Genomic DNA, 21,722 nt, shown 5'->3' with positions numbered 1-21,722 from the left:
CCCGCAAATACCGCTCTACGGCGGGAAGCCGGGGGTTGATCCGCTCCTTGTCGACAGGCTGCTCGCTCAGGTGGAGCGACGGCCATGTCATCCTTGAGCGGCTGTTCTCGGAGGATGAGGCCGAGGCGATCCGTACCGACCTGATGCCGCATTTCAGCGGCCACCTCGGGCAACAGCTCCGAGGGCTTCGGTACGCAGCGGCTCTGGGCGCTGATCGAGAAGACGCTAGGATCCGCCCCTCATGGGTTTCGTGAACGGCTGCACCCGAACGTCTGCTGGAAGCTGAAAAAAAGCCCGGCGGACGGACCGCCGGGCTGGTGGAAACCGGAACGTCTCGGTCTCAGGCGGCGTTGACCGCCTTCACGGCCTCGACGGCGCTCTCCGGATTCCAGTTGGTGTAGGCTTGGGCGCAATGCTGCGCGCAATAGGGTTTGCCGGGCAGCGCAACGCTGCTGCAGAAGTCGAAATCCGTCGTCTTGGGATCGCCGATCGGCCATTTGCAGCGCGGCCCGCTGGACGGGGTCAGGGCAGCCAGCATGGCGGGGGTCAGCTGGCTCTGCTGTCCGGCCGGGGCGGCTGCCTGTTCTTCCCGGACCTGCACGGTCCGGGGCGCCGCCGGTGCGGCGTGATGGGTTGCTTCATGCCGCTGCACGGGCTGGCGTGGCTGGGCCGGCTTCTCGCTCCGCATGATCGGCGATGCCCGCTTGGCGAGACCGATTCGATGCGCCTTGCCGACCACGGCGTTGCGGGTCATACCCAGCGCCTTGCCGATCTGCGTAATCGACTGGCCGCTTTCCCAAAGTTGCACCAGGGCTTTTACCTTTTCGTCGGTCCACACCATATCTGGCCCCCATTTCTGGACTGAGACGCTAGATAGAGTAAGGCTTGGAATCCGCCGCGGGTCAATTGGAGTCTGCCCTTATCCACAAGAATCTGTTTTCTCAGCGTGGCTTAAAGCGCGGGTGAAGCGGCGCGAATCGGAGTTATCCCCATGTCCGGACGATATGAGCGGCCCCTTGGGTAGCCGGGATGGTCGCTGCACCCGGTTTGGTTGTGTTGCGTTAGGCCGGATTAGCCGGACTATGTTGTGACTGGCCTTCCTGAAGGAGGCGGCCCAGCTTTCCCCACCCTGCTGTCCCTATTTGCGCGGCCGGATGACATCGTGTTTTGTCGCCCTGTTCGGCTTCCCGTAACGGGAAGGACGGCTTGCAGAAATGGCTGTGTCGCCATCGCCAACCGTGGATTATGTGGATGGGGTTTTCCTGCGCTAGTTAAGGTGCCGCGGAGGCGGGTTCGAGGCTCTGCGCGACCAACCGGCGCCCCGCGCCCTCGATGATTGATGCTACCGTCCCGGCATGTCACGGTAATTCCATGACCAACCCCAGCGGCAGTTTTTCTTTCGATCTGGTGATCTTCGGGGCCACGGGCGACCTGTCCATGCGCAAGCTGATCCCGGCGCTCTATTCGCGCGATCAGGCGGGGCAGCTGAACGACGACGCACGTCTGTTTGCCGTGGCGCGCGCGCAGCTTTCCAACGAGGAGTTCCGCAACCAGGCGATCGAGGCGCTGCAGAAGCATCTGCCCCCGGGGGAGTTCGATCAAACCAAGGCGCAGCGTTTCGCCGCGCGGCTGAAATATCTCGCGCTCGATGCCGATTCTCCCGACGATTACCGGCGGCTCTGCGAGGCGCTGGATGGAGATGACGAACGCATCCTGGTCTTCTATCTCGCGATGGCGCCGCGCTTCTTCAGCAGCGTCTGCCGGTATCTGGGCGCGGCCGGACTCAACCGCCCCGGCGCCCGCGTGGTTCTGGAGAAGCCCATCGGCCATGACCTCGCTTCGGCCGTTGCGGTCAATCAGGCGGTCGGCTCGGTCTTTTCCGAGGAGCGGATCTTCCGCATCGACCACTATCTCGGCAAGGAAACCGTTCAGAATCTGATGGCGTTGCGTTTCGGCAATGCGCTGTTCGAGCCGATCTGGCATCGCGGCGTGATCGACCATGTGCAGGTCACCGTAGCCGAGAAGATCGGGGTGGAGGGCAGGGCCGGCTACTACGATCATGCCGGCGCGCTCCGCGACATGGTGCAGAACCATATCCTGCAACTGCTCTGTCTCGTTGCCATGGAGCCGCCGAACGCCTTCACGGCCGATGCGGTGCGGGACGAGAAGCTGAAGATCCTGCAGGCCCTGGCACCGATCACCGAACGCATGGTCGAGGCGAAAACCGTGCGCGGCCAGTATGTCGCCGGAGCTGTCGACGGTACGCCGGTGCCCGGCTATCTGTCCGAGGTCGAGGGCAACCGGTCCGATACCGAAACCTTCGTCGTCGTGAAAGCGGAGGTGGAATCCTGGCGCTGGGCCGGCGTTCCGTTCTACCTGCGCACCGGCAAGCGCCTGCCGCAGCGGCGTTCGGAGATCGTCGTGCAGTTCCGCCCGGTGCCGCATCTGATCTTCCCCGGTGCGGCTCGTGATGTCGTTGCCAACCGTCTGGTCATCCGCCTGCAGCCCGACGAGGGCATCTCGCTGCACATGATGGCGAAAGTGCCGGGGCCGGGCGGCATGCGGCTGCGCCAGGTGCCGCTCAATCTCAGCTTCGCGGAAGCCTTCCATGGCCGGCAGCCCGATGCCTACGAGCGCCTGCTGATGGATGTCGTGCGCGGCAATCCCATGCTGTTCATGCGCGGTGATGAGGTCGAGGCGGCGTGGCGCTGGATTGAACCGATCCTGGCCGGCTGGCAGACGCTGGGTGATGCTCCGAAGCCCTATACGGCGGGCTCCTGGGGGCCGTCCGCGGCGATCGGCCTGATCGAGCGCGACGGCCGCACATGGCACGAGGACATGCACTGATGGCCGCTCTGCTGGAAAACCTGCGCGACCACATAAGCCCGCATATGAGTGCGGCCGACAATCCGGCTGGCCGGGTACGTCTGCAGACGCTCGTGCTGCTGCGCTGGATTGCGATCATCGGCCAGCTGCTGGCGATCCTGTTCGTCCATTTCGGCCTGAACTTCAAGTTGCCGCTGATGCCGGCGCTGATGGTCGTCGGCATATCGGCCCTGCTGAACATCGCGCTGTTCATGGTCTATCCGACGGCCAAGCGCCTGACCGAGGCGGGGGCCGCGGGCTATCTCGCCTTCGACCTTCTGCAGCTCTGCGCGCTGCTGTTCCTGACCGGCGGCGTGGAGAATCCGTTCTCCCTGCTGATCCTTGTGCCGGTCACGGTTTCGGCGACCATTCTCACCCTGCGGGCAACGATTCTGCTCAGTGCGCTGGCCTTCGTCCTCGCGGGACTTCTGACCATTTACCATTACCCGCTACCCTGGTCGGAGCCAGGGGCGATGCAGCTGCCGCCGACCTTTCAGCTGGGCGCCTTCATCGCCATCACGCTCGGCACGCTGTTCATTGCCGCCTATGCCTGGCAGGTGGCGGAGGAGGCGCGGCGGATGTCGGATGCGCTGGTGGCGACGCAGATGGCGCTCGCCCGCGAACAGCAGGTCTCGGCGCTGGGCAGCCTCGCGGCAGCCGCAGCCCATGAGCTGGGCTCGCCGCTGGGCACCATTGCCGTCGTGGTCAAGGAAATGAGCCGCGACGTCCAGCCCGACTCCCCGCAATCCGAGGATGTCGCGCTGCTGCAAAGCCAGGTGGATCGCTGCCGCGAAATTCTGGCGCGGCTGGCGCGGCGGCCATCCGCCGAGGCGACGGAGGCCTTCTCCGATCTCGGCATTGCCAACCTGGTCGAGATGGCCGCACAGCCCTGGCTGCGGCCGGATGTCGAATTTTCCGTCCAGCTCATCACGACGGGCTCCCCGCCCCACCTGCCGCGCCAGCCGGAGATCATTCACGGTCTCAGCAACCTGCTGCAGAACGCGATGGAGTTCGCCCGCAGCAATGTGACGGTCGAGGTCCGCTGGGACGACAAGTCCATCCGACTCGATATCCTCGACGACGGCCCCGGCATGAATGTCGATATCCTCTCGGCGCTGGGAGAACCCTATGTGACCAGCCGGCCGGACAGCGGGGGGATGGGCCTTGGCGTTTTCATCGCCATGAACCTCCTGCGGCGCAGCGGCGCGACGATCGGCTTCGCCAACCGGCCGGGCGGTGGTGCCAGGGCTACCGTGGTCTGGCCGCGGCCCGCCAACGGGCGCCAGTGAGACTTGCACTGCGGCGGGTCTCCGGTACAGTCTGCGGATCATGACCGATAACAGCCTGCTGATTGTTGACGATGACGAGCCGCTGCGGCTCCGGCTTGCCCGTGCCATGGAAAAGCGCGGCTATCAGGTCCAGACCGCCGACAGCGTCGCGGCAGGCATCCAGATGGCCCGTACCCGGCCGCCGGCCTATGCCGTGGTCGACCTGCGCCTTGCCGACGGCAACGGGCTCGATGTCGTCAGTGCGATTCGCCAGGTGCGCCAGGATGCCCGGGTGGTGATGCTCACCGGCTACGGCAATATCGCGACCGCCGTTGCGGCCGTGAAGGCCGGTGCGGCCGATTACCTGCCCAAACCCGCCGATGCAGATGACGTCGATCGGGCGCTGAAAGTCGGCAATGCCGCCCACCCGCCGCCGCCGGACGAGCCGATGTCGGCCGAGCGCGTGCGCTGGGAACATATCCAGCGGGTTTTCGAACTCTGCGACCGCAATGTTTCCGAAACCGCGCGCCGGCTGAAGATGCATCGCCGCACCCTGCAGCGCATCCTCGCCAAGCGGTCGCCGCAATAGTTCCATGTACATCGAGGAGGCCCGGCTGCCGCCAGGACTCCGGATTTATGCCGTTGGCGACATCCATGGCCGCGCCGACCTTCTGGCGCAGCTCCAGGCTCTGATCGCGGCCGATCTTGAAGAAGGCGCGCCCGGGCAGCGGGTCATCGTCTATCTCGGAGACTATATCGATCGCGGCCCGGACTCCGCAGGCGTCATCGAGCGGATCTGCCGGCATCCGGTTCCGGGCACCGAGACGGTCGCGCTTCTGGGCAACCACGAAGCCATGATGCTGGAATTTCTCGAAGCGCCCTACGGTGCCGGGCTCTGGCTGGCCAATGGAGGCGACGCAACCCTGGCCAGCTACAGGGTGCGGGTCCCGCATTCGATGGACGAGTTTCTGCTGACCCAGCGGGCGCTGCGCGGCAGCCTGCCGCGGCATCACCTGAATTTTCTTGCCGGCCTCCCGCTGCAGGCCCGGTTCGGCGATTACCTCTTCGTCCATGCCGGCATCCGGCCCGGTCTGCCGCTGGATCGCCAGAGCCGCGAGCAGGTGATCTGGATCCGCGACCCCTTCCTTGACTCAGAGGCCGATCATGGTGCCGTGATCATCCACGGTCACACGATTGTCCATGAGGTGGAATGGTGCCGCAACCGGATCGGCATCGATACCGGCGCCTATACCACGGGCCGACTCACCGCCCTGGTGCTGGAAGGCGGGGAGCGGCGCCTGCTACAGACCTGATCGCCTGTCCGACAGGGCTGGAATTCGGCTTTCCGGCGGTGTATCGAAAGCCATGTCCGAGCTGCCAGTCGATCTGACCGATTTCTCCGGCGCCCGCGTTCTGGTCGTGGGCGACGTGATGCTGGACCGCTTCGTCTATGGCGGCGTGCAGCGGATATCGCCCGAAGCCCCAATCCCGGTCATGCAGGCCGAACGTGCCATCGTGATGCCGGGCGGCGCCGGCAACGTCGCACGCAATATCGCGGCGCTCGGCGCTGAGGCCGTGCTCGTGGGACTGGTCGGCGATGACAGCGCGGCCGACGAGCTGGATGAAAGCCTGGCCACCGAACACGGCGTCGTCGCGCATCTGGTGGTCGACGAGACGCGCCGTACCATCGAGAAGATCCGGTTCATCGGAAGCCGGCAGCAGTTGCTCCGCGTCGACTGGGAAAACCGCAGGACGCCTGATCCGGCCAGTCTGGATACACTGATCGCGACGGCGCTCGATGCGCTGGAGAGCTGCTCCGTGCTGGTGCTGTCCGACTATGCCAAGGGTGTCGTCGTCGAGCGCGTCGTGGCCGCCATGGTGGAAGCGGCGGGCAAGGCAGGCAAGCCCGTGCTGGTCGACCCGAAGGGTGGCGACTATTCGCGCTATCGCGGCGCGTCCCTGGTGACGCCCAATCGGGCGGAAGCCGCGCTCGCTTCCGGCCTGACCTGCGACGATGACGCCGCCGCCGAGGCGGCCGGCCGCAAGCTGCTGGATGGTACCGGGATCGCCAATGTGCTGATCACCCGCGGTGAAGCGGGCATGACGCTGGTCCAGCGCGACGAGCCGGCGCCGCTGCATCTCGCCGCGCAGGCCCGCGAAGTGTTCGATGTGTCGGGCGCGGGCGACACCGTCGTCGCGACCATTGCGGCTGCGATGGCGAAAGGGCGGCCGCTGCGACAGGCGGCGCGGCTGGCGAATGCCGCAGCCGGCGTGGTGGTCGGCAAGATCGGTACGGCCGTGGTCCATCCCGAGGAATTGCGCGCCGCGCTTCACATGCCCGATCCGCATGGCGTCGAGAGCAAGGTGGTGAGCCGCCAGCAGGCCCGCGAGCGGGTCGAATTCTGGCGCAGCCGCGGCGAACGGATCGGCTTCACCAATGGCTGCTTCGATCTGTTGCATGCCGGGCATCTTGCCCTGCTGGCCGAGGCGCGCAGCCTGTGCGACCGGCTGGTTGTCGCCATCAATGCCGATGCCTCGGTGCGTTCGCTCAAGGGCGAGCAGCGGCCGGTGCATGATGAAAATCACCGGGCGCGGCTGCTTGCGGCGCTCGGCATGGTCGATCTGGTCGTCATCTTCGCCGAGGCGACTCCGATCCCGCTGCTGGAACTGCTCAAACCCGACCTGCTGATCAAGGGCGGCGACTACCGCGTGGATCAGGTGGTCGGCGCCGATATCGTGCAGAGCTATGGCGGCGAGGTGCGCGTGTCGCGCCATGTCGCGGGCCAAAGCACCACCGCCACCATTGCCCGTCTGCGCGGCTGACATGACGGCGGCCACTCTCAGGGTCGATGTCGCGATCCTCGGTGGCGGCATAGCCGGCCTCTGGCTGCTCGCGCGGCTGCGCCGGGCCGGCTACAGCGCGCTTCTGCTCGAGCGTCATGCCCTGGGAGCCGGTCAGACGCTTGCCTCCCAGGGCATCATCCACGGCGGCCTGAAATACGCGCTGGACATGAAGCTGAACAGCGCAAGCGACGCGCTGGCGGATATGCCGCGGCGCTGGCGCGCCTGTCTGGCGGGCAACGGCGAACCCGATCTGCGCGGCACCGCCATTGCCTCCGAGCGGCATCTCTTCTGGTCGCGCCGCACCCTGGCCAGTCGTGTCGCCGGCTTTTTCGGCAGCAAGCTGGTGCGTGGGCGGGCACAGGCGCTGGAGTCGTCGGAATGGCCGGCTGTGCTGCAGGATCCGGCGCATGTCGGTGCGGTTTATGCCCTGGATGAAATCGTTCTCGACGTGCCGGACCTGCTGCGGGCGCTGGCCAGGCCGCATCACGAATTCATCAGAAAGACGGAAGGCGAGGTACGCATCTCGGACGCCGGAGATGAGGTCGTCATTTCGGTGTCGGATGCCGGCGGGCAGGACCGGCAGATCCGCGCCGCGCATCTGGTCGCGACGGCAGGTAGCGGTAACGAGGCCGTGCTGGCGCAATGTGGGTTGCCGGTGGGCGCAGCCCAGCGGCGGCCGCTGCAGATGGCGATGATTGCCCATGCGCCGGGCCCGCTCTGGGCGCATTGCTTCGATGTCAGCGACAAGCCGCGGGTCACCATCACGACGCATCGCCGCAAGGATGGCACGCTGGTCTGGTATGTCGGCGGCCAGATTGCGGAGAATGGCGTCGGTCAGAATACGGATACCTTCCTTGCCGCAGTGCGGGCGGAGATGGCTGAACTGCTGCCGGCGCTGGATTTCAGCCGCAGCCAGTTTGCTGCCTTTCCGGTTGATCGCGCGGAGGGCGCGACGGAAAGCGGCGCGAAGCCTGACGGGCCAGTGCTGCGGCAGGCGGGACGCGTCTGGATCGCATGGCCGACCAAACTGGCGCTGGCGCCGCAGCTGGCCGACCTCGTGCTGATGCGCCTGCCGCCGCCGGCCAACCCGGCATTCGACCCTGCCGCGCTGGCCGGCTGGCCGGCGCCGGATATTGCCGATCCGCCGTGGGAGGCCGCGACATGGAGATGAGGCCGCTGGGGGCGACGGGTCTGCAGGTCAGCCTGCTGGGGCTGGGTACGGTGAAGATCGGCCGCAATGCCGGCGTGAAGTATCCGCGCGCTTTCGATCTGCCCGACGATGCCGCCGTCGTTGCCCTGCTGGAGGAAGCGCGCCGGCTGGGGATCAACCTGCTCGATACCGCGCCAGCCTATGGCAGCAGCGAGGAGCGGCTCGGGCGGCTGCTGCCGGGCCGGCGCGAGGACTGGGTCATCGTCACCAAGGCGGGCGAGCAGTTCTCGGCGGGAGAGTCGCTTTTCGATTTCTCGCCGGCCGCGATCCGGGCCTCCGTCGAGCAAAGTCTGCGCCGCCTGCGTACGGACTACCTCGACGCCGTGCTGCTGCATTCCGATGGCGTGGATGAGGATAGCGATCGCTTCCTGCCTGCCGCCGAGGCGCTGGCGGCCCTCAAGGCGGCGGGGAAGCTGCGTGCCACCGGTTTCTCCGGGAAATCCGCAGCGGGCGGATTCCGGCTGCTTCCGTATGTCGACATCCTGATGGTCACCTACAACCCCGGCTACCGGGAGGAAAAACCGTTGATCGAAGCGGCCGCGGCGGCAGGCAGGGGCGTGCTGGTGAAAAAGGCGCTGGCAAGCGGCCATGCAGGTGAACCGGCGGCGGCGCTGGCCGAGGCGGCCGCTCTGCCCGGCGTTTCGGCTATTGTCGTCGGGACGCTCTCGGCCGACAATCTGCGGCGCAATGCCATGGCCGTCGCGGGCGGCAGGGGAGCATAGATGGTCGTAACGCCAGAAACGCCGCCGGAGCGCAGCGCAGCCGAACAGGAATTCATCGCCTTCGGCTGGGAAGCGGCGAGCTTTCCCGTGCCGGCCGAGAAGCCCTTCACGGCCACCGGTTTCCGCCGTGGTGACTTCGCGGCCTATGCCGACGATTCCGGCTGGACTGTGCTGGCCCTGCCGGCAAATCTCGTGCTCGGCCATCTGCCCAGCGCATCCGCCGTCCGCCGCTTTGCGGCCAAATGCGTGAATTTCCCCGCCCAGCCAAATGGCGCGATCATCGGCGCGGCGCGGCAGGCGATGCTGCAGGCGGTGGAGGAAGAACTCAGCCTGGCGCGGCAGGCGGCGGAACTGCTGGAGCGCAAGATCGACGACCTGATGGGCAGCATCGATGACATCCGCGCCAAGGCGATCCTGTTCCAGCGCGACGAGAGCTAGCCTAGCTGCCGCGACGCGGCACCTCCTGCAGGCTGCGGATGTAGACGCCGACGACCTGCGGCCCCTGCAGGGCGCGGTTGATCTGGTAGAGCAGCCGCTGTTTCACGCCCGCAAGATCCTGTTCGTTGACCCGACCTCCCCGCCCTAGCGGCTCACGATTGAGTTCCATGATGACGGCGTTGTAGACGCGCGGGATCATCGCATCCACGGCGCGGGCATTCTCCACGGTGCCGCAATCCACGCTGAGCGTCATGATCACGGTTCCGCCCGGCGTGCCATTTGGACCGGCCACGGGGGCGGTCACGGCATCGATCACCAGCACCGGCGTGCTGATCGGCGGACGCTCGATCGGGCTTTCGGGTTTTTTCTCCTCCTGTGCCGGAGCGACGGCCGGCACGGCCAGCAGCATGGCCGTCATGAGGGTCGGCAGGAGGCGGCGGGTGATCCGGTCAGGCGCGTTCGCGGGTCGCATGGAAGCGGATCTTATCCCACTTCTTCTCGATATAGGAGAGTTCCCATGCGTTCCGGGCCATGAAGACCGGGGCGCCATCGCGGTCATCGGCAATGGTGCCGCGATTCTGGTCGATGAACTGGTCCAGATCTTTGGGAGTCTCGCCGGAAATCCAGCGGGCCGTCTCATAGGGAGCGTTCTCGAAGCCGACCTCGAGGCTGTATTCCTCGGCCAGCCGGGCCGCCAGAACATCGAGCTGCAGCGGGCCGACCAGGCCGACGATCCAGTCGGCGCCGATGCGGGGGCGGAACACCTGGGTCACGCCTTCCTCCGCCAGATCCTCCAGCGCGCGCTGCAGATGCTTGGCCTTCATGGGATCGGACAGGCGGACGCGGCGGAGGATTTCCGGCGCGAAATTCGGAATGCCGGTGAAGCGCAGGTCTTCGGCTTCGGTCAGCGTGTCGCCGACCCGCAGGGTGCCGTGATTGGGAATGCCGATGATGTCGCCGGGCCAGGCCTCGTCGGCCAGCGAGCGGTCGCGGGCAAAGAACAGCGTCGGATTGCTGACCGTGATCGGCTTGCCCGAGCGGACCTGCTTCAGCTTCATGCCGCGCTTGAAATGGCCCGAACAGAGCCGCAGGAAGGCCACGCGGTCGCGGTGGTTCTTGTCCATGTTGGCCTGGACCTTGAACACGAAACCGGTGACCGCTTTCTCGGTAGGCTCCACCACGCGCTTGTCCGAGGGCTGCGGCCGGGGCGGCGGCGCGATGCGTCCGAGGCCCTTCAGCAGCTCGTCCACGCCGAAATTCTTCAGTGCCGTGCCGAAATAGACCGGCGTCATATGACCCTGGCGGTAGGACTCCAGATCGAAGGCCGGACAGGCGGCCTCGATCAGGCCGATATCCTCCCGCAGCTTGGCCAGCTGCGCCTCGCTCAGCAGTTCGGCCGCACGCGGATCGTCCAGGCCTTTTTCGAGGATGATCACTTCCGGCTCGAGATTCCTGTTCTCCTTGCCGGTGATCAGCAGGCGCTTGTTGACGAGGTCGTAGCAGCCCTTGAAATCCATGCCCATGCCGATCGGCCAGTTGGCCGGCACGCAATCCAGCGCCAGGGTGGACGCGACCTCGTCCAGCAGGGCGAAGGGATCCTGCGCCTCGCGGTCCATCTTGTTGACGAAGGTGATGATCGGCGTGTCGCGCAGACGGCAGACCTCGAACAGCTTGCGGGTCTGCGTCTCGATGCCCTTGGCGGCGTCGAGCACCATCACGGCGGAGTCGACGGCCGTCAGCGTGCGGTAGGTATCCTCGCTGAAATCCTCGTGGCCCGGAGTGTCGAGCAGATTGAAGGTCCAGCCCTCATACTCGAAGTTCATCACCGAGGTTGAGACCGAGATACCGCGCTGCTGCTCGATCTTCAGGAAGTCCGAGCGGGCGCGCCGGCTCTCGCCGCGCGCCTTCACCGCGCCGGCGAGATGGATCGCGCCGCCGAACAGCAGCAGCTTCTCTGTCAGCGTGGTCTTGCCGGCGTCGGGATGCGCGATGATGGCAAAGGTGCGCCGGGCGCCGATAGGGTCAGGCTGACCTTGGGCGCCCGGAACGGCGAGGGCGGGTTCGGACATCGTACTCTGGACTACCTCTGAAGCTCAGCCCTCATATGGGCAATGTCAGCGGTCGTTCCACCCCTTGCCGGCCTCTGCGCGCTCGACCAGGAGCTTGGCCGGTTCCCAGAATTTGCCATGGATCTTGTGGAAGCCGCGGATCGTGGCGAGCACCTTGTCGAGGCCGATCTGCTCGGCCCAGAACATCGGCCCGCCCCGATAGACGGGGAAGCCATAGCCGAAAAGGTAGACGATGTCGATATCGCTGGCCCGGATGGCGATGCCTTCCTCGAGGATTTTGGCCCCCTCGTTGACCAGCGGATACATGCAGCGCTGGACGATTTCCTCGTCGGAAATCTGCCGCCGTTCGATGCCCTGCTCCTTCGCCGCCTGCAGGATGACGTCCCGAACGACCGGGTCCGGCAGGGCGTTGCGGCCTTCATATTTGTAGAAGCCCGCGCCGGTTTTCTGCCCGAAACGGCCCATCTCGCAGAGCCGGTCGGCGACGGGAGAGTAGCGCTCGTCCTTCGGCCGCAGATGGGCCTTGCCCTTGCGGATGCGCCAGCCGACGTCCAGGCCGGCGAGGTCGCTCATGCGGAAGGGGCCCATAGCCAGGCCGAATTCCTCCAGCGCGCGGTCGACCTGCTCGGGGCTCGCGCCTTCCTCGAGCAGGAAACTCGCTTCCCGCAGATAGCCGTGCAGCATGCGGTTGCCGATGAAGCCGTCGCAGTTGCCGGCCAGTACCGGCACCTTCTTCAGCGTCTTGCCCAGCGCCATGACGGTGGCAATGGTTTCGGGCGAGGACTTAGCCCCGCGCACGTTTTCCAGCAGCCGCATGACATTGGCCGGGCTGAAGAAATGCGTGCCGATCACGTCCTGCGGCCGCTTGGTCGCCGAGGCGATCTCGTCGATGTCCAGCGTCGAGGTGTTGGTGGCGAGGATGGCGCCCGGTTTCATGATTTTGTCGAGCTTGCCGAAGACTTCCTTCTTCACGGCCATTTCCTCGAACACCGCCTCGATCACGATGTCGGCGTCGCCGATGTCCTCGTAGCGCTGGGTGCCCGAGATCAGCTTCATGGCGCGGTCCATGGCTTCCTGTTTCATCGATCCGCGCTGTACGGAGGTCGCGTAATTCTTCTCGATCACGCCGAGGCCGCGCGCCAGGGCTTCCTGCGAAACCTCCAGGATCTTCACCGGGATGCCGGCATTGGCAAAGTTCATGGCGATGCCGCCACCCATGGTGCCGGCGCCGATCACGGCTGCCGACCGGATTTGCCTCGGTTTCACATCGGCCGGCAGGTCAGGGATTTTCTGGGCTTCGCGTTCGGCGAAGAAGGCATGGATCTGCGCCTTGCGCTGCGGGCTGTCCATGCATTCGAAGAAGAACTCGCGCTCCTTCTTCAGGCCTTCGGCGATCGGCAGATTGCAGGCGGCCTCGACCGCATCGATGCAGCGCCAGGGAGCAAGGAAGCCTTTGGCCTTGCGCTCGATGCTTTTCCTATAGTCCGTGAAGACCGCAGGATCGACGTTGCTGACCTTGTCGTTCAGGTCGCGGACAAGGCGCAGCGGGCGCTTCTCGGCCACCACCTTTTTCGCGAAGGCGATCGCGCCTTCCAGCAGATCGCCGCTGACGATCTCGTCGAGAACACCGAGTTCGAGGGCCTTCTTCGCCGGGATCGGATTGCCGGAGACGATCATGTCGAGCGCCTGCTTCGGGCCGATCAGGCGGGGCAGGCGCTGCGTGCCGCCGGAACCGGGAATGACGCCGAGTTTGACCTCCGGCAGGCCGACCTGGCCGCTCTCGACCGCGACGCGCCAGTGGCAGGTCAGCGCCACCTCGAAGCCGCCGCCAAGCGCCGTGCCATGCAGGGCAGCCACGACCGGCTTGGTCATCGCCTCGATCCGCTCCAGCACCTGCGGCAGGTAGGGCTGGAGGGGGGGCTTGCCGAACTCCCGGATATCCGCGCCGGCAATGAAGGTGCGGCCACCGCCGATAATCACCGCGGCCGAAACCGCCGGATCCGCGTCGGCCTTATCGAGGCCGGCAATGATCCCGGCACGGACCGCCTGGCTCAGCGCGTTGACCGGCGGGTTCTCAACAGTCAGAACGGCGACGCCGTCCTGGACGGCATAGCGGATCGGATCGGTCACGTTTCTCTCCCGGAAAGCTTGCGTCGATTGTCGGACAATCGGTTATAGCGGAGGTGACAAAGGCGGGCAAAGTCTTGGCCCGGAACCACCGAAACGCTAAGTCACTGGCATGGCCCAACTTTCCGATTACCGCACAACGGATTGGCTGAACCGCCGGCCCTGGCTGGCGCTGTTTCTGTCGATCCTGCTGCACGGAATGCTGATTGTCGTCCTGCTGCTGCAACCCTGGGCCTGGAATGGCAGGCCGCCGGAGCCACAGATTCTGGCCGAGTTTGTTCTGCCGCCGCCAGCTCCGCCGGCCCCGGCACCGGCCCCGCAGGCGCGACGGCCGGCCGAACCCGAATTGCCGCCGCTTCCTCCGGCCAGCATTCCCCAGCTCCAGCGCGCGCCGGTGACGGAGGAATCGCGTGCCCCGCCGTCGCGTGGGGAGCGCGCCCGCAACCAGCAGCAATCGGCCCCGCAGAGAAGTCCGCTGCCGGCGCCGGACCAGAGCGGGCCGAACCGCGCGGCGTCGCCGCAGCAATCGGGCCGGCAATCCCAGAGCGAACGCCAGGCGGGCAGCGACCAGGCCGGCCCGGGCCGCGCCGCCGGCCCACCTGGCCCGCGGATGACCCAGTCGGAAAGCGACTTCTTCCTCAGCCAGGTGGTGGCAGCCTGGGCGATCGATTTCGACGCGCCGCAGTTCCGCAACATCCAGATCTTCGGTCATTACAAGGTGCTGCCCGACGGCACGCTTGCTCCGCCGTTCGGCCGCAACGATCCATGGGACATGTATGCCATGGTGAACAACTGGGAGGAGATCGAGAACGAGCCGCGCGCTGCCGCGTTCCGCACGGCAATCGAGACCTTCCTGCGGGCCATGCGGCTGGCGCAGCCTTTCGAGATGCCGCCCGACGCGCAGGGCTATCCGAAAATCCTCAGCCTGAACTTCCGGATCGGTGATCTCTGAAGGCGGTGTGGTCAGCGCGCCGGAATGCCCTTGCGCGCCTGCACCATGCAGAGCACGCCGACCAGCGTCACAATCGCCATCAGCATATAGCCATCGGCATAGGACAGGCCGAGCCGGTCATGCATCCAGGCGAAACCGGAGGGTCCGACGATCACGCCGGCAAAGGTGATGCTGAGGGTCGCCCCGGTCGCCAGTCCAATGCTCTGCGGCGGCGCCTGGCGCGCGATCACCGCCATGAAAACCCCGTTCCAGCCGACGGCGCAGAAGCCGAAGACGGCGACCACGGCGGCGATCAGGCCGACCGGCCAGGATATCGTGATCAGCGCGGTGAGGATGGCGGCAGCAGCGGCGATCACCCCGTTGATGATCAGCACCTTCGAGCCGGACCGCAGCCGGTCGGCCAGCCAGCCCCAGGCAAGGCGTCCCGCCGCGCCGGCAACCTGAGCAATCGCCAGGAGGCTTCCCGCCAGCACGAGGTCGAGGCCGATCTCGGCCACCAGGTAGGTGACCAGGAGACCGGTGAGGCTGAGCTGGACGGCCGAATAGGCGAAGGAGCAGAAGGCCAGCCAGCGCAGAATCTGATGGTTCCAGATCAGCTTCAGGCCGGCCAGCGGCGAGATGAACAGCCGCGCAGAGGCAATGCGGTCAGCATCCCAGCCGCGGCGGACCCGGAACAGCGCGGCGCTGATGGCCAGAGACAGGATGGCACAGGCGATCAGCCCGGCCTGCCAGTTCCACAGCAGCGTGATCGGCGGCAGCAGCAGGCCGGCAATGACGCCACCGACCGGCACGCCGCACTGCTTGATTGAGAAGATCAGGTTCATATGCGCGCCGCTGCGGGTGCGCGACAGCAGATGCGAGGCGGCCGGGTTGGTGCAGCCATAGCCAAGCCCGATCACCAGCGCGCCGAGCGCCAGCCCGGGCAGGCCGCCGAGACCCGAAAGCAGGCAGCCCGCCGCCGTCAGCCACAGCGCGAGCTGGCTCGCCCGTGTCGCACCCAGCCGACGCACGAAGCCGCCGCCGGCCAGCGAGGTGATCACAGCGCCGGCATAGATGACGCTGACCTGATAGCCGACCAGCGCCGGCTCGACACCAAGGTCGGCCGCTGCCCGGGGTGCGATGGCGGACAGCGCCAGCGCGCAGAGCGTTGTCAGCGACTGGGTGGCAAGGGTGGCGGCGAGAACCTGCCAGACCGGCAGGGGCGAAGCCGGGATATCCTGTGTCTCCGCGCTCATTGCTGCGCGGATTGCAGCATCGCCTGATACTTCTTCAGGCCCTGGCGCATCTCGGCCAGCACCGGCGCGGCATACGCGTTCTGCTGGATGGCGGCCCAGTAGGCCTGCAGCCTCGGCCGCTTCGCCAGCAGATCCTCGCCGGTCACCGGCATGACGACCTCCGCCACGCAGAGCAGCAACGGCGCCAGGGCGCAGTCCGCCTGGCTGAACTGCCGGTTGGCGGCATAGCCGTCCTGCGCGACATGCAGATCGAGGTATTTCAGGCCGCGCGCGAGTTCGGGCAGAACCGCCGAGAGGGCCGTGCGATTGCCGGGGTCGGTGAACAGCAGGGTGAAAAACCTGTTCATGCCCGGCGAGAGATAGAGATCGGCCAGCCGCACGATCAGTGCGACCTGCGCCTTCTCCAGCGGATCGTCGGGCCAGAGTGACGGGCCGGGCAGGGTGGCATCGAGATAGCCGCAGATCACTTCGGATTCCGGCAGCACGCGGCCGTCGTCCAACTGCAGCGCCGGTATCTTGCCCAGAGGAGTGATGGCGCGATACTCCGCGGACCCGATGCCGCCCGGCGGCTCTGCCAGAGGAATGGTGGCGTCCTTCACGCGCAGCATCATGCGGACCCGCGCCGCGTAAGGCGAAGTGGCGTTGCTGTAGAGCTTCATGGCGTTGCACCGATGCGGCGGAGATCTTCCCAGAGAATGAGTTTTTCGCGCGGGCTGCCCTGGCGTGCCGCCGCGATTTCGGCGGCCTCGATGCGCTTCCAGCCGGCCCAGTCGATGGCGACCAGCCCCTGTTGCCGCAGCCAGGCATCCAGCGCCGCATTGCCCGATTTGGCCGGCGCCGTGTCATCGGCGAAATCGGCAAGGATGCGATCGGCCACGCTCTTGGCTTCCGTCCGGTTGGTCGGGATGGTGCCCGAGGGGCCGCGTTTCGCCCAGCCGACAACGTAAAGCCCGGGGGCCACCAGACCATCCGTATTGGCGATGACGCCGCGCTCGTCCGCGGGCGGCAGGTCGCCGATGGTGGCCGTCCGGTAGCCGATGGCGCTGATCACCGTTCCGACGGTGAGCGGCGCATCCTGTCCTTTCAGTTTCAGACCTTCCACGCGACCGTTGCCGAGAACGGCTTCCGGCACCGTATGGAAGAGAAAATGCAGCCGCACCGGCTTGTCGTCCGAGCGCGAGGCGAATTCATGCAGGATCTGGAGATTCTTCTCCTTCACACGCGCGTCTGCCGGATCGAGGCCGGAGGGGATTGCATCGGGCAGGTCGGTCCTGTTTACCACCGGCCGCACGCGATCCAGCCGCCCGAGTTCGGCCAGCTCGGCGCTGGTAAAGCTCGCCTCTACCGGGCCGCGGCGGCCGATCATGTAGAGGTCGGTCAGCGGTGCACCGGAAATCTTTGCTGCGGCGTGGCTGCAGATGTCGCTGGTCGCCATCTCCGCCGGCGTCTTGCCCAGGACGCGAACGATGTCGACAGCGACGTTGCCCATGCCGATGACAGCCACGCCGGACCGATCCAGCAGGGGATCCAGCGCATGGAAATCCGGATGGCCGTTATACCAGCCGACGAAGGCCATCGAGCCGTAACGGCCGGGAAGATTCTCGCCGGGTATGCCCAGCGGCCGGTCGGCATGGGCGCCGAGCGCAAGCACGATGGCGTCGTAATGCTCGGCCACCCGGGCAAGCGGGAGGTCCGTTCCGACCGTCACATTGCCGATAAAGCGCAGCGAACCGCCGCCGAACAGCCGGTCGAACTGGCGGGTGACTGCCTTGGTCCCCTGGTGATCCGGTGCCACGCCGCAGCGGATCAGCCCGTAGGGGGTAGGGAGCCGGTCGAAAACGTCGATCTTGAGATCCGGTCGCTGGCGGAGCAGGGCGTCGGCGCAGAACAGCCCCGAAGGACCGCTGCCGACAATGGCGATATGATGCAGCACGGTTCGTCTTGCGCTATGATGACCCAGTCGAAGCAACCTTAGTCAGCCCGCCTCCCCGATGCAAACCTGCCCGTTTTGCCTGCCGGTCGCCAGGCTTGTGATTCCCCGCAGATGACCGCCGCCGAAGACCCGCCGAGTCACCGCGTCCTCAATCCGGAAGGGCGCGCTCCCGCAGTGCTGATCTGTGACCATGCGAGTCGCCTCGTGCCGGCTGATCTCAACCAGCTAGGCTTGCCGGAAGAGGAGATCTCGCGGCATATCGGCTGGGATCCCGGCACGGCGGCCCTCAGCGAGCGGCTGGCGAAAGCGTTGGACGCGCCGGCAGTGCTCTCGGGCGTGTCGCGGCTGGTGATCGACTGCAATCGCCGCCCCGATGACCCGACCCTTATCTGCGAGGTCAGTGACGGCACGATCATTCCGGGCAACCGCGATCTGCCGCCGGAAGAACGCGAACGCCGCCTGACGACCTATTTCCGCCCCTATCACGCCGCGATTGCCGAGCAGATGGAACGGGCGAAACGGCGCTGCACGACGCCAGCCCTGCTGTCGATCCACAGCTTCACGCCACGCCTGCGCGCCAGGAAGGAAGATCGTCCCTGGCATATCGGCGTGGTCTGGGACCGCGACGGCCGCCTCGCGCTGCCGTTGCTGCAGGCCCTGCGCGACGAGGGCGATCTGGTGGTCGGCGACAACCAGCCCTACAGCGGCCACGCCCATGCGGGCTATTCCATCTTCGAACATGGCCAGGACAGGGGCCTGCCGCATGTGATGATCGAGGTGCGGCAGGATCTGGTGAGCGATGAAGCCGGCGTCGCGGAATGGGCGGTGCGGCTGGAGCGCTGTTTCCGCCGCATCCTCACCGAGGCGCGTCTCTGGCGTCCCAACATGTCGGCGGCCTGAGACGTGTTCAGCGCGCACGATTTCACGATCGGCATCGAGGAGGAGCATCTGCTTGTCGAGCCGGGCAGCGGCGCGCTGGCAGTCGAGCCGCCCGAGGCGCTGCTGCAGGAATGCAGCGGCCTGATGGGCGGGCAGATCAATCCGGAATTCCTCCGCTGCCAGATCGAGGTCTCGACCCGGGTCTGCGGCAATCTGCAGGAGGTGCGCGCCGATCTGGTGAACCTGCGCAAGGCGGTATCCGAAGTCGCCTCCCGGCACGGCCTGGCGCCGATCGCGGCTTCGACGCACCCGTTCGGCCGCTGGAGCGACCAGCGGCACAGCAGCGGGGAACGCTACGACCGGCTGGCGCGCGACCTCGCCGGTGTGGCGCGGCGCCTTATCATCTGCGGCATGCATGTGCATGTCGGGATTCCCGACGAGGATCTGCGCATCGACCTGATGAACCAGGTCAGCTATTTCCTGCCGCACCTTCTGGCGCTCTCGACATCCTCGCCCTTCTGGCAGGGCGAGGAGACCGGCCTGCAGTCCTTCCGTCTGTCGGTCTTCGACAGTCTGCCGCGCACCGGACTGCCCGAGCGCTTCGAATCCTGGGGCGAGTATCAGCGCATGGTGAACCGCCTGATGCAGGCCGGCCTGATCGAGGATGCCACCAAGCTGTGGTGGGATATCCGCCCCTCGGCGCGCTACCCGACCCTGGAAATGCGCGTCACCGATGTCTGCACGCGGCTGGATGACGGCATCTCGGTGACGGCCATGTTCGTCTGCCTTCTCGCTGTGCTGCTGCGGCTGAAGCAGAAGAACCAGCGATGGCGCGTTTACGCCAATACGCTGATCGACGAGAACCGCTGGCTGGCCCAGCGTTACGGCACCGAGGGCAAGCTGGTCGATTTCGGCAAGGGCGAGGCCACTCCGTATGCCGACCTGCTGGAGGAACTGATCGAACTCACCCGCGAGGAGGCGCAGGCGCTCGGCTGCCTGGCCGAGGTTGAGCGGACCCGGGGCATCCTGAAGCGGGGCACCTCGGCGCAGCGCCAGTTGCAAGTTTACCGTTCTGCGTTAGATGCTGGAGCAGACAAGCCGGAGGCGCTGAAAGCCGTGGTGGACTGGCTGATCGCCGAAAGCATGAATTTCACGATACCCGATCAGGAGGGGCAGGCATGAGCGACAGGATCGACGACAAGACCCGCATCGAACTCGAGGCGGCCGCCTACCGGCGTCTGGTGGAGCACCTGCGCCAGCGCACCGACGTGCAGAATATCGACCTGATGAATCTCGCCGGCTTCTGCCGCAACTGCCTGAGCAACTGGTACCAGGAGGCGGCGCAGGCGAAGGGAATCGCGCTGGACAAGATGGAAGCGCGCGAAATCGTCTATGGCATGCCCTATCCGGAATGGCAGAAAAAGTACCAGAAGGAAGCCACGCCGGAGCAGCAGAAGGCCTTTGCCGAGGCCCACAAGGCCCATAAACACTAACCTATACACAGGTAACCGCTATTCCTGTGGATAAGTGACGGGTGGCCATTGGTAGCTTCTAGTCCGCCAGTATAATCCGCGGCGACAGCCAGTATTCCAGTTTCCGAGGTTCTTCCCGCCATGGCCACCAAACTGATCTCCGGCAATTTCTCCGCCGACCAGCTCAACCAGATCGTCGCGCGCATCGAGCGGCTGGAGGAGGAGAAGAAGGCGCTCGCCGATGACATCAAGGAAGTCTATGCCGAGGCCAAGGCGCATGGCTTTGACACCAAGATCCTGCGGCAGGTCATCCGGCTGCGGAAGATGGATCGCGCCGAGCTGGCCGAGCAGGAAAGCCTGCTGGAAATCTACATGGAGGCGCTCGGCATGCAGACCCATGCGGCCGACGCTGAAGCTGCCGAGTAATCTCCGCATGGACGGCCGGTTTGTCCTTTCGGCCGTCCTGCTCTGCCTGCTTGCCTGCACGCTCTCCTGGCCGGCCGCCGCGCAGTCGCCGAACCGCATCATCACCGATGATGCCCAGGCCTGCGTCTCCATCGCCAATCTCACCGAATACAACTGGCCGGTGAACATTCGCCGCGAGGGCCGGGTCAATTCCACCGTCACCGTGAAGCCGCGCGAGGTGTCGCGCTACTGCGCGCCGGACCGGCTGAAGCCCAACGAGCGCATCATCGTTCAGCTCAAGTCGACCTGGTTCCCGATCGGCGAGTGCAGCCTGAAGAACCGCGGCACGATGGAAATCTATCGCGAGAAGTCGGATCAGACCGACAGCGGCGAGGTCACCCGGGTCAAGTGCTACGAGGGGTGGTAGACAGCCACTCCCGGATCAGCGGCAGCACGATCTGCGGCCTGCGGGCCCAGCGGAAATGGTCGATGCCCTCGAAGCCCAGCGCCTTCGGGTCGAGGTGATGGCGCGTCAGCCTGGCCTGAGGAAACTTCCCGAGCAGCCCGTCCATGGCTCGCTTCGGCGCGAAGAAGTCCGTTGAAAACGAGATCGCCAGCACCGGCAAGGTCAGTCCGGCCAGCACCCTGTCGTGGTCGACGCGCGGCCGGCCGAAGATGAAGCGGCCGGTGCGGGCCTGCCGGCCCCAGTCGGCGATCACGCTGCGCGCCTCGCGGCCGGCGAAGCGGAATTTGTGCCCGGGAAAATGGCCGACCAGCCTGCCGACCAGCACCATCGCCTGGCTGTAGGGCAGGAATACCTTGGGCCAGAGCTTCCAGTGCACGGACGAGCAGGCGACCAGGATCAGCCCGGCCAACTGCTCCGGGTAATGCGCCGCATAGATGCTGCTGATCTGGCCGCCGAGGCTGTGGCCCAGCAGGTACACAGGCGCGTCGGGAAAGCGCGCCTTCACGGCCTGCACCGCCAGCGGCCAGTCCTCGGTCAGCATCTCGTGATAGCCGAAATCGTAGCTGCGGCCCGGCCTGCGCCCGCCGCTTTCCTCATGGCCGCGCAGTTCGGCGATGGCGACATTGCAGCCGGCGCCGCGCAGCGCTTCCGCCAGGGCCGTGTAGTAGCCGGCCTTCACGCCCATGGCAGGTTCGATCAGAAGGGCCGGCGCGTCCGGCTCGGCGGCGGGGAACAGCAGCAGGGCGAAGCTGGTGCCCTCCTGCCGGGTCAGGGTGATGCGTTCCGGTGCAAAGGTGGTTGGCGTGGCGATATTCATGCCGCCATTCCGGCACGGGA

General features: G+C 66.2%; 23 protein-coding genes. 15 read left to right on the top strand and 8 right to left on the bottom strand.

Annotated elements, in window-relative coordinates:
• On the top strand, positions 1–254 hold a 254-nt coding region (locus VKZ87_RS11075; protein WP_324221320.1), incomplete at its 5' end, for a hypothetical protein.
• An 86-nt stretch (positions 255–340) separates the two neighbouring features.
• On the opposite strand, the gene VKZ87_RS11070 is transcribed toward VKZ87_RS11075, so the two are convergent.
• A complete protein-coding gene (locus VKZ87_RS11070) occupies positions 341–841 on the bottom strand; it encodes a GcrA family cell cycle regulator (protein ID WP_324221319.1) in 501 nt (166 codons plus the stop codon).
• Positions 842–1,371: 530 nt separating this feature from the next.
• Between VKZ87_RS11070 and zwf the strand changes: the two genes are divergently transcribed.
• The 8 genes from zwf to VKZ87_RS11030 are packed head-to-tail and all read left to right on the top strand — an operon-like array spanning position 1,372 to position 9,347.
• The gene (gene zwf, locus VKZ87_RS11065) at positions 1,372–2,847 is read left to right on the top strand and encodes a glucose-6-phosphate dehydrogenase (protein ID WP_324221318.1); all 1,476 of its coding nucleotides are present in this window, start codon (positions 1,372–1,374) and stop codon (positions 2,845–2,847) included.
• Complete coding sequence (locus tag VKZ87_RS11060; RefSeq protein ID WP_324221317.1) at positions 2,847–4,154, top strand: ActS/PrrB/RegB family redox-sensitive histidine kinase; 1,308 nt, start codon at positions 2,847–2,849, stop codon at positions 4,152–4,154. Before zwf ends, VKZ87_RS11060 begins: the two co-directional genes overlap by 1 nt.
• 40 nt (positions 4,155–4,194) lie before the next feature.
• Positions 4,195–4,722, top strand: a complete 528-nt coding sequence (locus VKZ87_RS11055) for an ActR/PrrA/RegA family redox response regulator transcription factor (RefSeq protein ID WP_324221316.1) — start codon at positions 4,195–4,197, stop codon at positions 4,720–4,722.
• A 4-nt stretch (positions 4,723–4,726) separates the two neighbouring features.
• A complete protein-coding gene (locus VKZ87_RS11050) occupies positions 4,727–5,446 on the top strand; it encodes a metallophosphoesterase family protein (RefSeq protein WP_324221315.1) in 720 nt (239 codons plus the stop codon).
• 52 nt (positions 5,447–5,498) lie between these two features.
• Complete coding sequence (hldE, locus tag VKZ87_RS11045; RefSeq protein ID WP_324221314.1) at positions 5,499–6,956, top strand: bifunctional D-glycero-beta-D-manno-heptose-7-phosphate kinase/D-glycero-beta-D-manno-heptose 1-phosphate adenylyltransferase HldE; 1,458 nt, start codon at positions 5,499–5,501, stop codon at positions 6,954–6,956.
• A 1-nt stretch (position 6,957) separates the two neighbouring features.
• Positions 6,958–8,148, top strand: a complete 1,191-nt coding sequence (locus VKZ87_RS11040; RefSeq protein ID WP_324221313.1) for an NAD(P)/FAD-dependent oxidoreductase — start codon at positions 6,958–6,960, stop codon at positions 8,146–8,148.
• Positions 8,139–8,909, top strand: coding sequence for an aldo/keto reductase (locus VKZ87_RS11035; RefSeq protein ID WP_324221312.1), 771 nt, complete (start codon positions 8,139–8,141; stop codon positions 8,907–8,909). Before VKZ87_RS11040 ends, VKZ87_RS11035 begins: the two co-directional genes overlap by 10 nt.
• Positions 8,910–9,347, top strand: a complete 438-nt coding sequence (locus tag VKZ87_RS11030) for a hypothetical protein (RefSeq protein ID WP_324221311.1) — start codon at positions 8,910–8,912, stop codon at positions 9,345–9,347. It abuts the gene before it with no gap.
• Between the two features lies 1 nt (position 9,348).
• Here the strand turns inward: VKZ87_RS11030 and VKZ87_RS11025 are convergent, their stop codons facing one another.
• Genes VKZ87_RS11025 through VKZ87_RS11015 form a run of 3 tightly spaced genes read right to left on the bottom strand, consistent with a single transcriptional unit; the run spans position 9,349 to position 13,546 of the window.
• The gene (locus VKZ87_RS11025) at positions 9,349–9,819 is read right to left on the bottom strand and encodes a hypothetical protein (protein ID WP_324221310.1); all 471 of its coding nucleotides are present in this window, start codon (positions 9,817–9,819) and stop codon (positions 9,349–9,351) included.
• Positions 9,797–11,416: a peptide chain release factor 3 gene (locus VKZ87_RS11020; protein WP_324221309.1), complete on the bottom strand. Its 1,620-nt coding sequence runs from the start codon at positions 11,414–11,416 to the stop codon at positions 9,797–9,799. Before VKZ87_RS11020 ends, VKZ87_RS11025 begins: the two co-directional genes overlap by 23 nt.
• Before the next feature lie 45 nt (positions 11,417–11,461).
• A complete protein-coding gene (locus VKZ87_RS11015; protein WP_324221308.1) occupies positions 11,462–13,546 on the bottom strand; it encodes a 3-hydroxyacyl-CoA dehydrogenase NAD-binding domain-containing protein in 2,085 nt (694 codons plus the stop codon).
• A gap of 109 nt (positions 13,547–13,655) precedes the next feature.
• Here VKZ87_RS11015 and VKZ87_RS11010 point away from each other — a divergent pair, with 109 nt between their 5' ends.
• A complete protein-coding gene (locus tag VKZ87_RS11010) occupies positions 13,656–14,495 on the top strand; it encodes a hypothetical protein (protein ID WP_324221307.1) in 840 nt (279 codons plus the stop codon).
• An 11-nt stretch (positions 14,496–14,506) separates the two neighbouring features.
• On the opposite strand, the gene VKZ87_RS11005 is transcribed toward VKZ87_RS11010, so the two are convergent.
• From VKZ87_RS11005 to VKZ87_RS10995, 3 genes are read right to left on the bottom strand one after another with little or no spacing between them, the layout of a single operon-like run.
• Positions 14,507–15,730, bottom strand: a complete 1,224-nt coding sequence (locus tag VKZ87_RS11005) for an MFS transporter (RefSeq protein ID WP_324221306.1) — start codon at positions 15,728–15,730, stop codon at positions 14,507–14,509.
• Positions 15,727–16,389 (bottom strand): glutathione S-transferase family protein, encoded by a 663-nt coding sequence (locus tag VKZ87_RS11000; protein ID WP_324221305.1) that lies wholly within the window; start codon positions 16,387–16,389, stop codon positions 15,727–15,729. The genes VKZ87_RS11005 and VKZ87_RS11000 overlap by 4 nt, the downstream gene beginning before the upstream one ends.
• Positions 16,386–17,663, bottom strand: a complete 1,278-nt coding sequence (locus tag VKZ87_RS10995) for an NAD(P)-binding protein (RefSeq protein ID WP_324221304.1) — start codon at positions 17,661–17,663, stop codon at positions 16,386–16,388. The genes VKZ87_RS11000 and VKZ87_RS10995 overlap by 4 nt, the downstream gene beginning before the upstream one ends.
• Before the next feature lie 111 nt (positions 17,664–17,774).
• Here VKZ87_RS10995 and VKZ87_RS10990 point away from each other — a divergent pair, with 111 nt between their 5' ends.
• The 5 genes from VKZ87_RS10990 (at position 17,775) to VKZ87_RS10970 (ending at position 20,846) form a co-directional block, all read left to right on the top strand.
• A complete protein-coding gene (locus tag VKZ87_RS10990; RefSeq protein WP_324221303.1) occupies positions 17,775–18,563 on the top strand; it encodes an N-formylglutamate amidohydrolase in 789 nt (262 codons plus the stop codon).
• Between the two features lie 3 nt (positions 18,564–18,566).
• Complete coding sequence (locus VKZ87_RS10985; RefSeq protein ID WP_324221302.1) at positions 18,567–19,724, top strand: carboxylate-amine ligase; 1,158 nt, start codon at positions 18,567–18,569, stop codon at positions 19,722–19,724.
• Between the two features lie 8 nt (positions 19,725–19,732).
• Positions 19,733–20,035 carry a DUF1244 domain-containing protein gene (locus tag VKZ87_RS10980; RefSeq protein ID WP_414655646.1) on the top strand — a complete coding sequence of 101 codons (303 nt, stop codon included), beginning with the start codon at positions 19,733–19,735 and terminating at the stop codon, positions 20,033–20,035.
• Between the two features lie 120 nt (positions 20,036–20,155).
• Positions 20,156–20,440, top strand: coding sequence for a DUF2312 domain-containing protein (locus VKZ87_RS10975; RefSeq protein WP_324221300.1), 285 nt, complete (start codon positions 20,156–20,158; stop codon positions 20,438–20,440).
• Entirely contained in the window at positions 20,412–20,846 is a 435-nt protein-coding gene (locus VKZ87_RS10970) for a hypothetical protein (protein WP_324221299.1), read from the top strand. Before VKZ87_RS10975 ends, VKZ87_RS10970 begins: the two co-directional genes overlap by 29 nt.
• Here VKZ87_RS10970 and VKZ87_RS10965 read toward each other — a convergent pair.
• Positions 20,824–21,702 carry an alpha/beta fold hydrolase gene (locus VKZ87_RS10965; protein WP_324221298.1) on the bottom strand — a complete coding sequence of 293 codons (879 nt, stop codon included), beginning with the start codon at positions 21,700–21,702 and terminating at the stop codon, positions 20,824–20,826. The two genes, VKZ87_RS10970 and VKZ87_RS10965, sit on opposite strands and share 23 nt — an antisense overlap.
• Positions 21,703–21,722 lie beyond the last annotated feature (20 nt).

Source organism: Ferrovibrio sp. (genome assembly GCF_035304305.1).
Classification (GTDB): Bacteria; Pseudomonadota; Alphaproteobacteria; order Ferrovibrionales; family Ferrovibrionaceae; genus Ferrovibrio.
This window is presented reverse-complemented; position numbering and strand designations above follow the sequence as displayed.

Bases quoted from the DNA above. Each gene is read 5' to 3' on its own strand.
- VKZ87_RS11070 (WP_324221319.1), bottom strand. From the start codon at position 841: ATGGTGTGGACCGACGAAAAGGTAAAAGCCCTGGTGCAACTTTGGGAA.
- zwf (WP_324221318.1), top strand. From the start codon at position 1,372: ATGACCAACCCCAGCGGCAGTTTTTCTTTCGATCTGGTGATCTTCGGG.
- VKZ87_RS11060 (WP_324221317.1), top strand. From the start codon at position 2,847: ATGGCCGCTCTGCTGGAAAACCTGCGCGACCACATAAGCCCGCATATG.
- VKZ87_RS11055 (WP_324221316.1), top strand. From the start codon at position 4,195: ATGACCGATAACAGCCTGCTGATTGTTGACGATGACGAGCCGCTGCGG.
- VKZ87_RS11050 (WP_324221315.1), top strand. From the start codon at position 4,727: ATGTACATCGAGGAGGCCCGGCTGCCGCCAGGACTCCGGATTTATGCC.
- hldE (WP_324221314.1), top strand. From the start codon at position 5,499: ATGTCCGAGCTGCCAGTCGATCTGACCGATTTCTCCGGCGCCCGCGTT.
- VKZ87_RS11040 (WP_324221313.1), top strand. From the start codon at position 6,958: ATGACGGCGGCCACTCTCAGGGTCGATGTCGCGATCCTCGGTGGCGGC.
- VKZ87_RS11035 (WP_324221312.1), top strand. From the start codon at position 8,139: ATGGAGATGAGGCCGCTGGGGGCGACGGGTCTGCAGGTCAGCCTGCTG.
- VKZ87_RS11030 (WP_324221311.1), top strand. From the start codon at position 8,910: ATGGTCGTAACGCCAGAAACGCCGCCGGAGCGCAGCGCAGCCGAACAG.
- VKZ87_RS11025 (WP_324221310.1), bottom strand. From the start codon at position 9,819: ATGCGACCCGCGAACGCGCCTGACCGGATCACCCGCCGCCTCCTGCCG.
- VKZ87_RS11020 (WP_324221309.1), bottom strand. From the start codon at position 11,416: ATGTCCGAACCCGCCCTCGCCGTTCCGGGCGCCCAAGGTCAGCCTGAC.
- VKZ87_RS11010 (WP_324221307.1), top strand. From the start codon at position 13,656: ATGGCCCAACTTTCCGATTACCGCACAACGGATTGGCTGAACCGCCGG.
- VKZ87_RS11005 (WP_324221306.1), bottom strand. From the start codon at position 15,730: ATGAGCGCGGAGACACAGGATATCCCGGCTTCGCCCCTGCCGGTCTGG.
- VKZ87_RS11000 (WP_324221305.1), bottom strand. From the start codon at position 16,389: ATGAAGCTCTACAGCAACGCCACTTCGCCTTACGCGGCGCGGGTCCGC.
- VKZ87_RS10990 (WP_324221303.1), top strand. From the start codon at position 17,775: ATGACCGCCGCCGAAGACCCGCCGAGTCACCGCGTCCTCAATCCGGAA.
- VKZ87_RS10975 (WP_324221300.1), top strand. From the start codon at position 20,156: ATGGCCACCAAACTGATCTCCGGCAATTTCTCCGCCGACCAGCTCAAC.
- VKZ87_RS10970 (WP_324221299.1), top strand. From the start codon at position 20,412: ATGCGGCCGACGCTGAAGCTGCCGAGTAATCTCCGCATGGACGGCCGG.
- VKZ87_RS10965 (WP_324221298.1), bottom strand. From the start codon at position 21,702: ATGAATATCGCCACGCCAACCACCTTTGCACCGGAACGCATCACCCTG.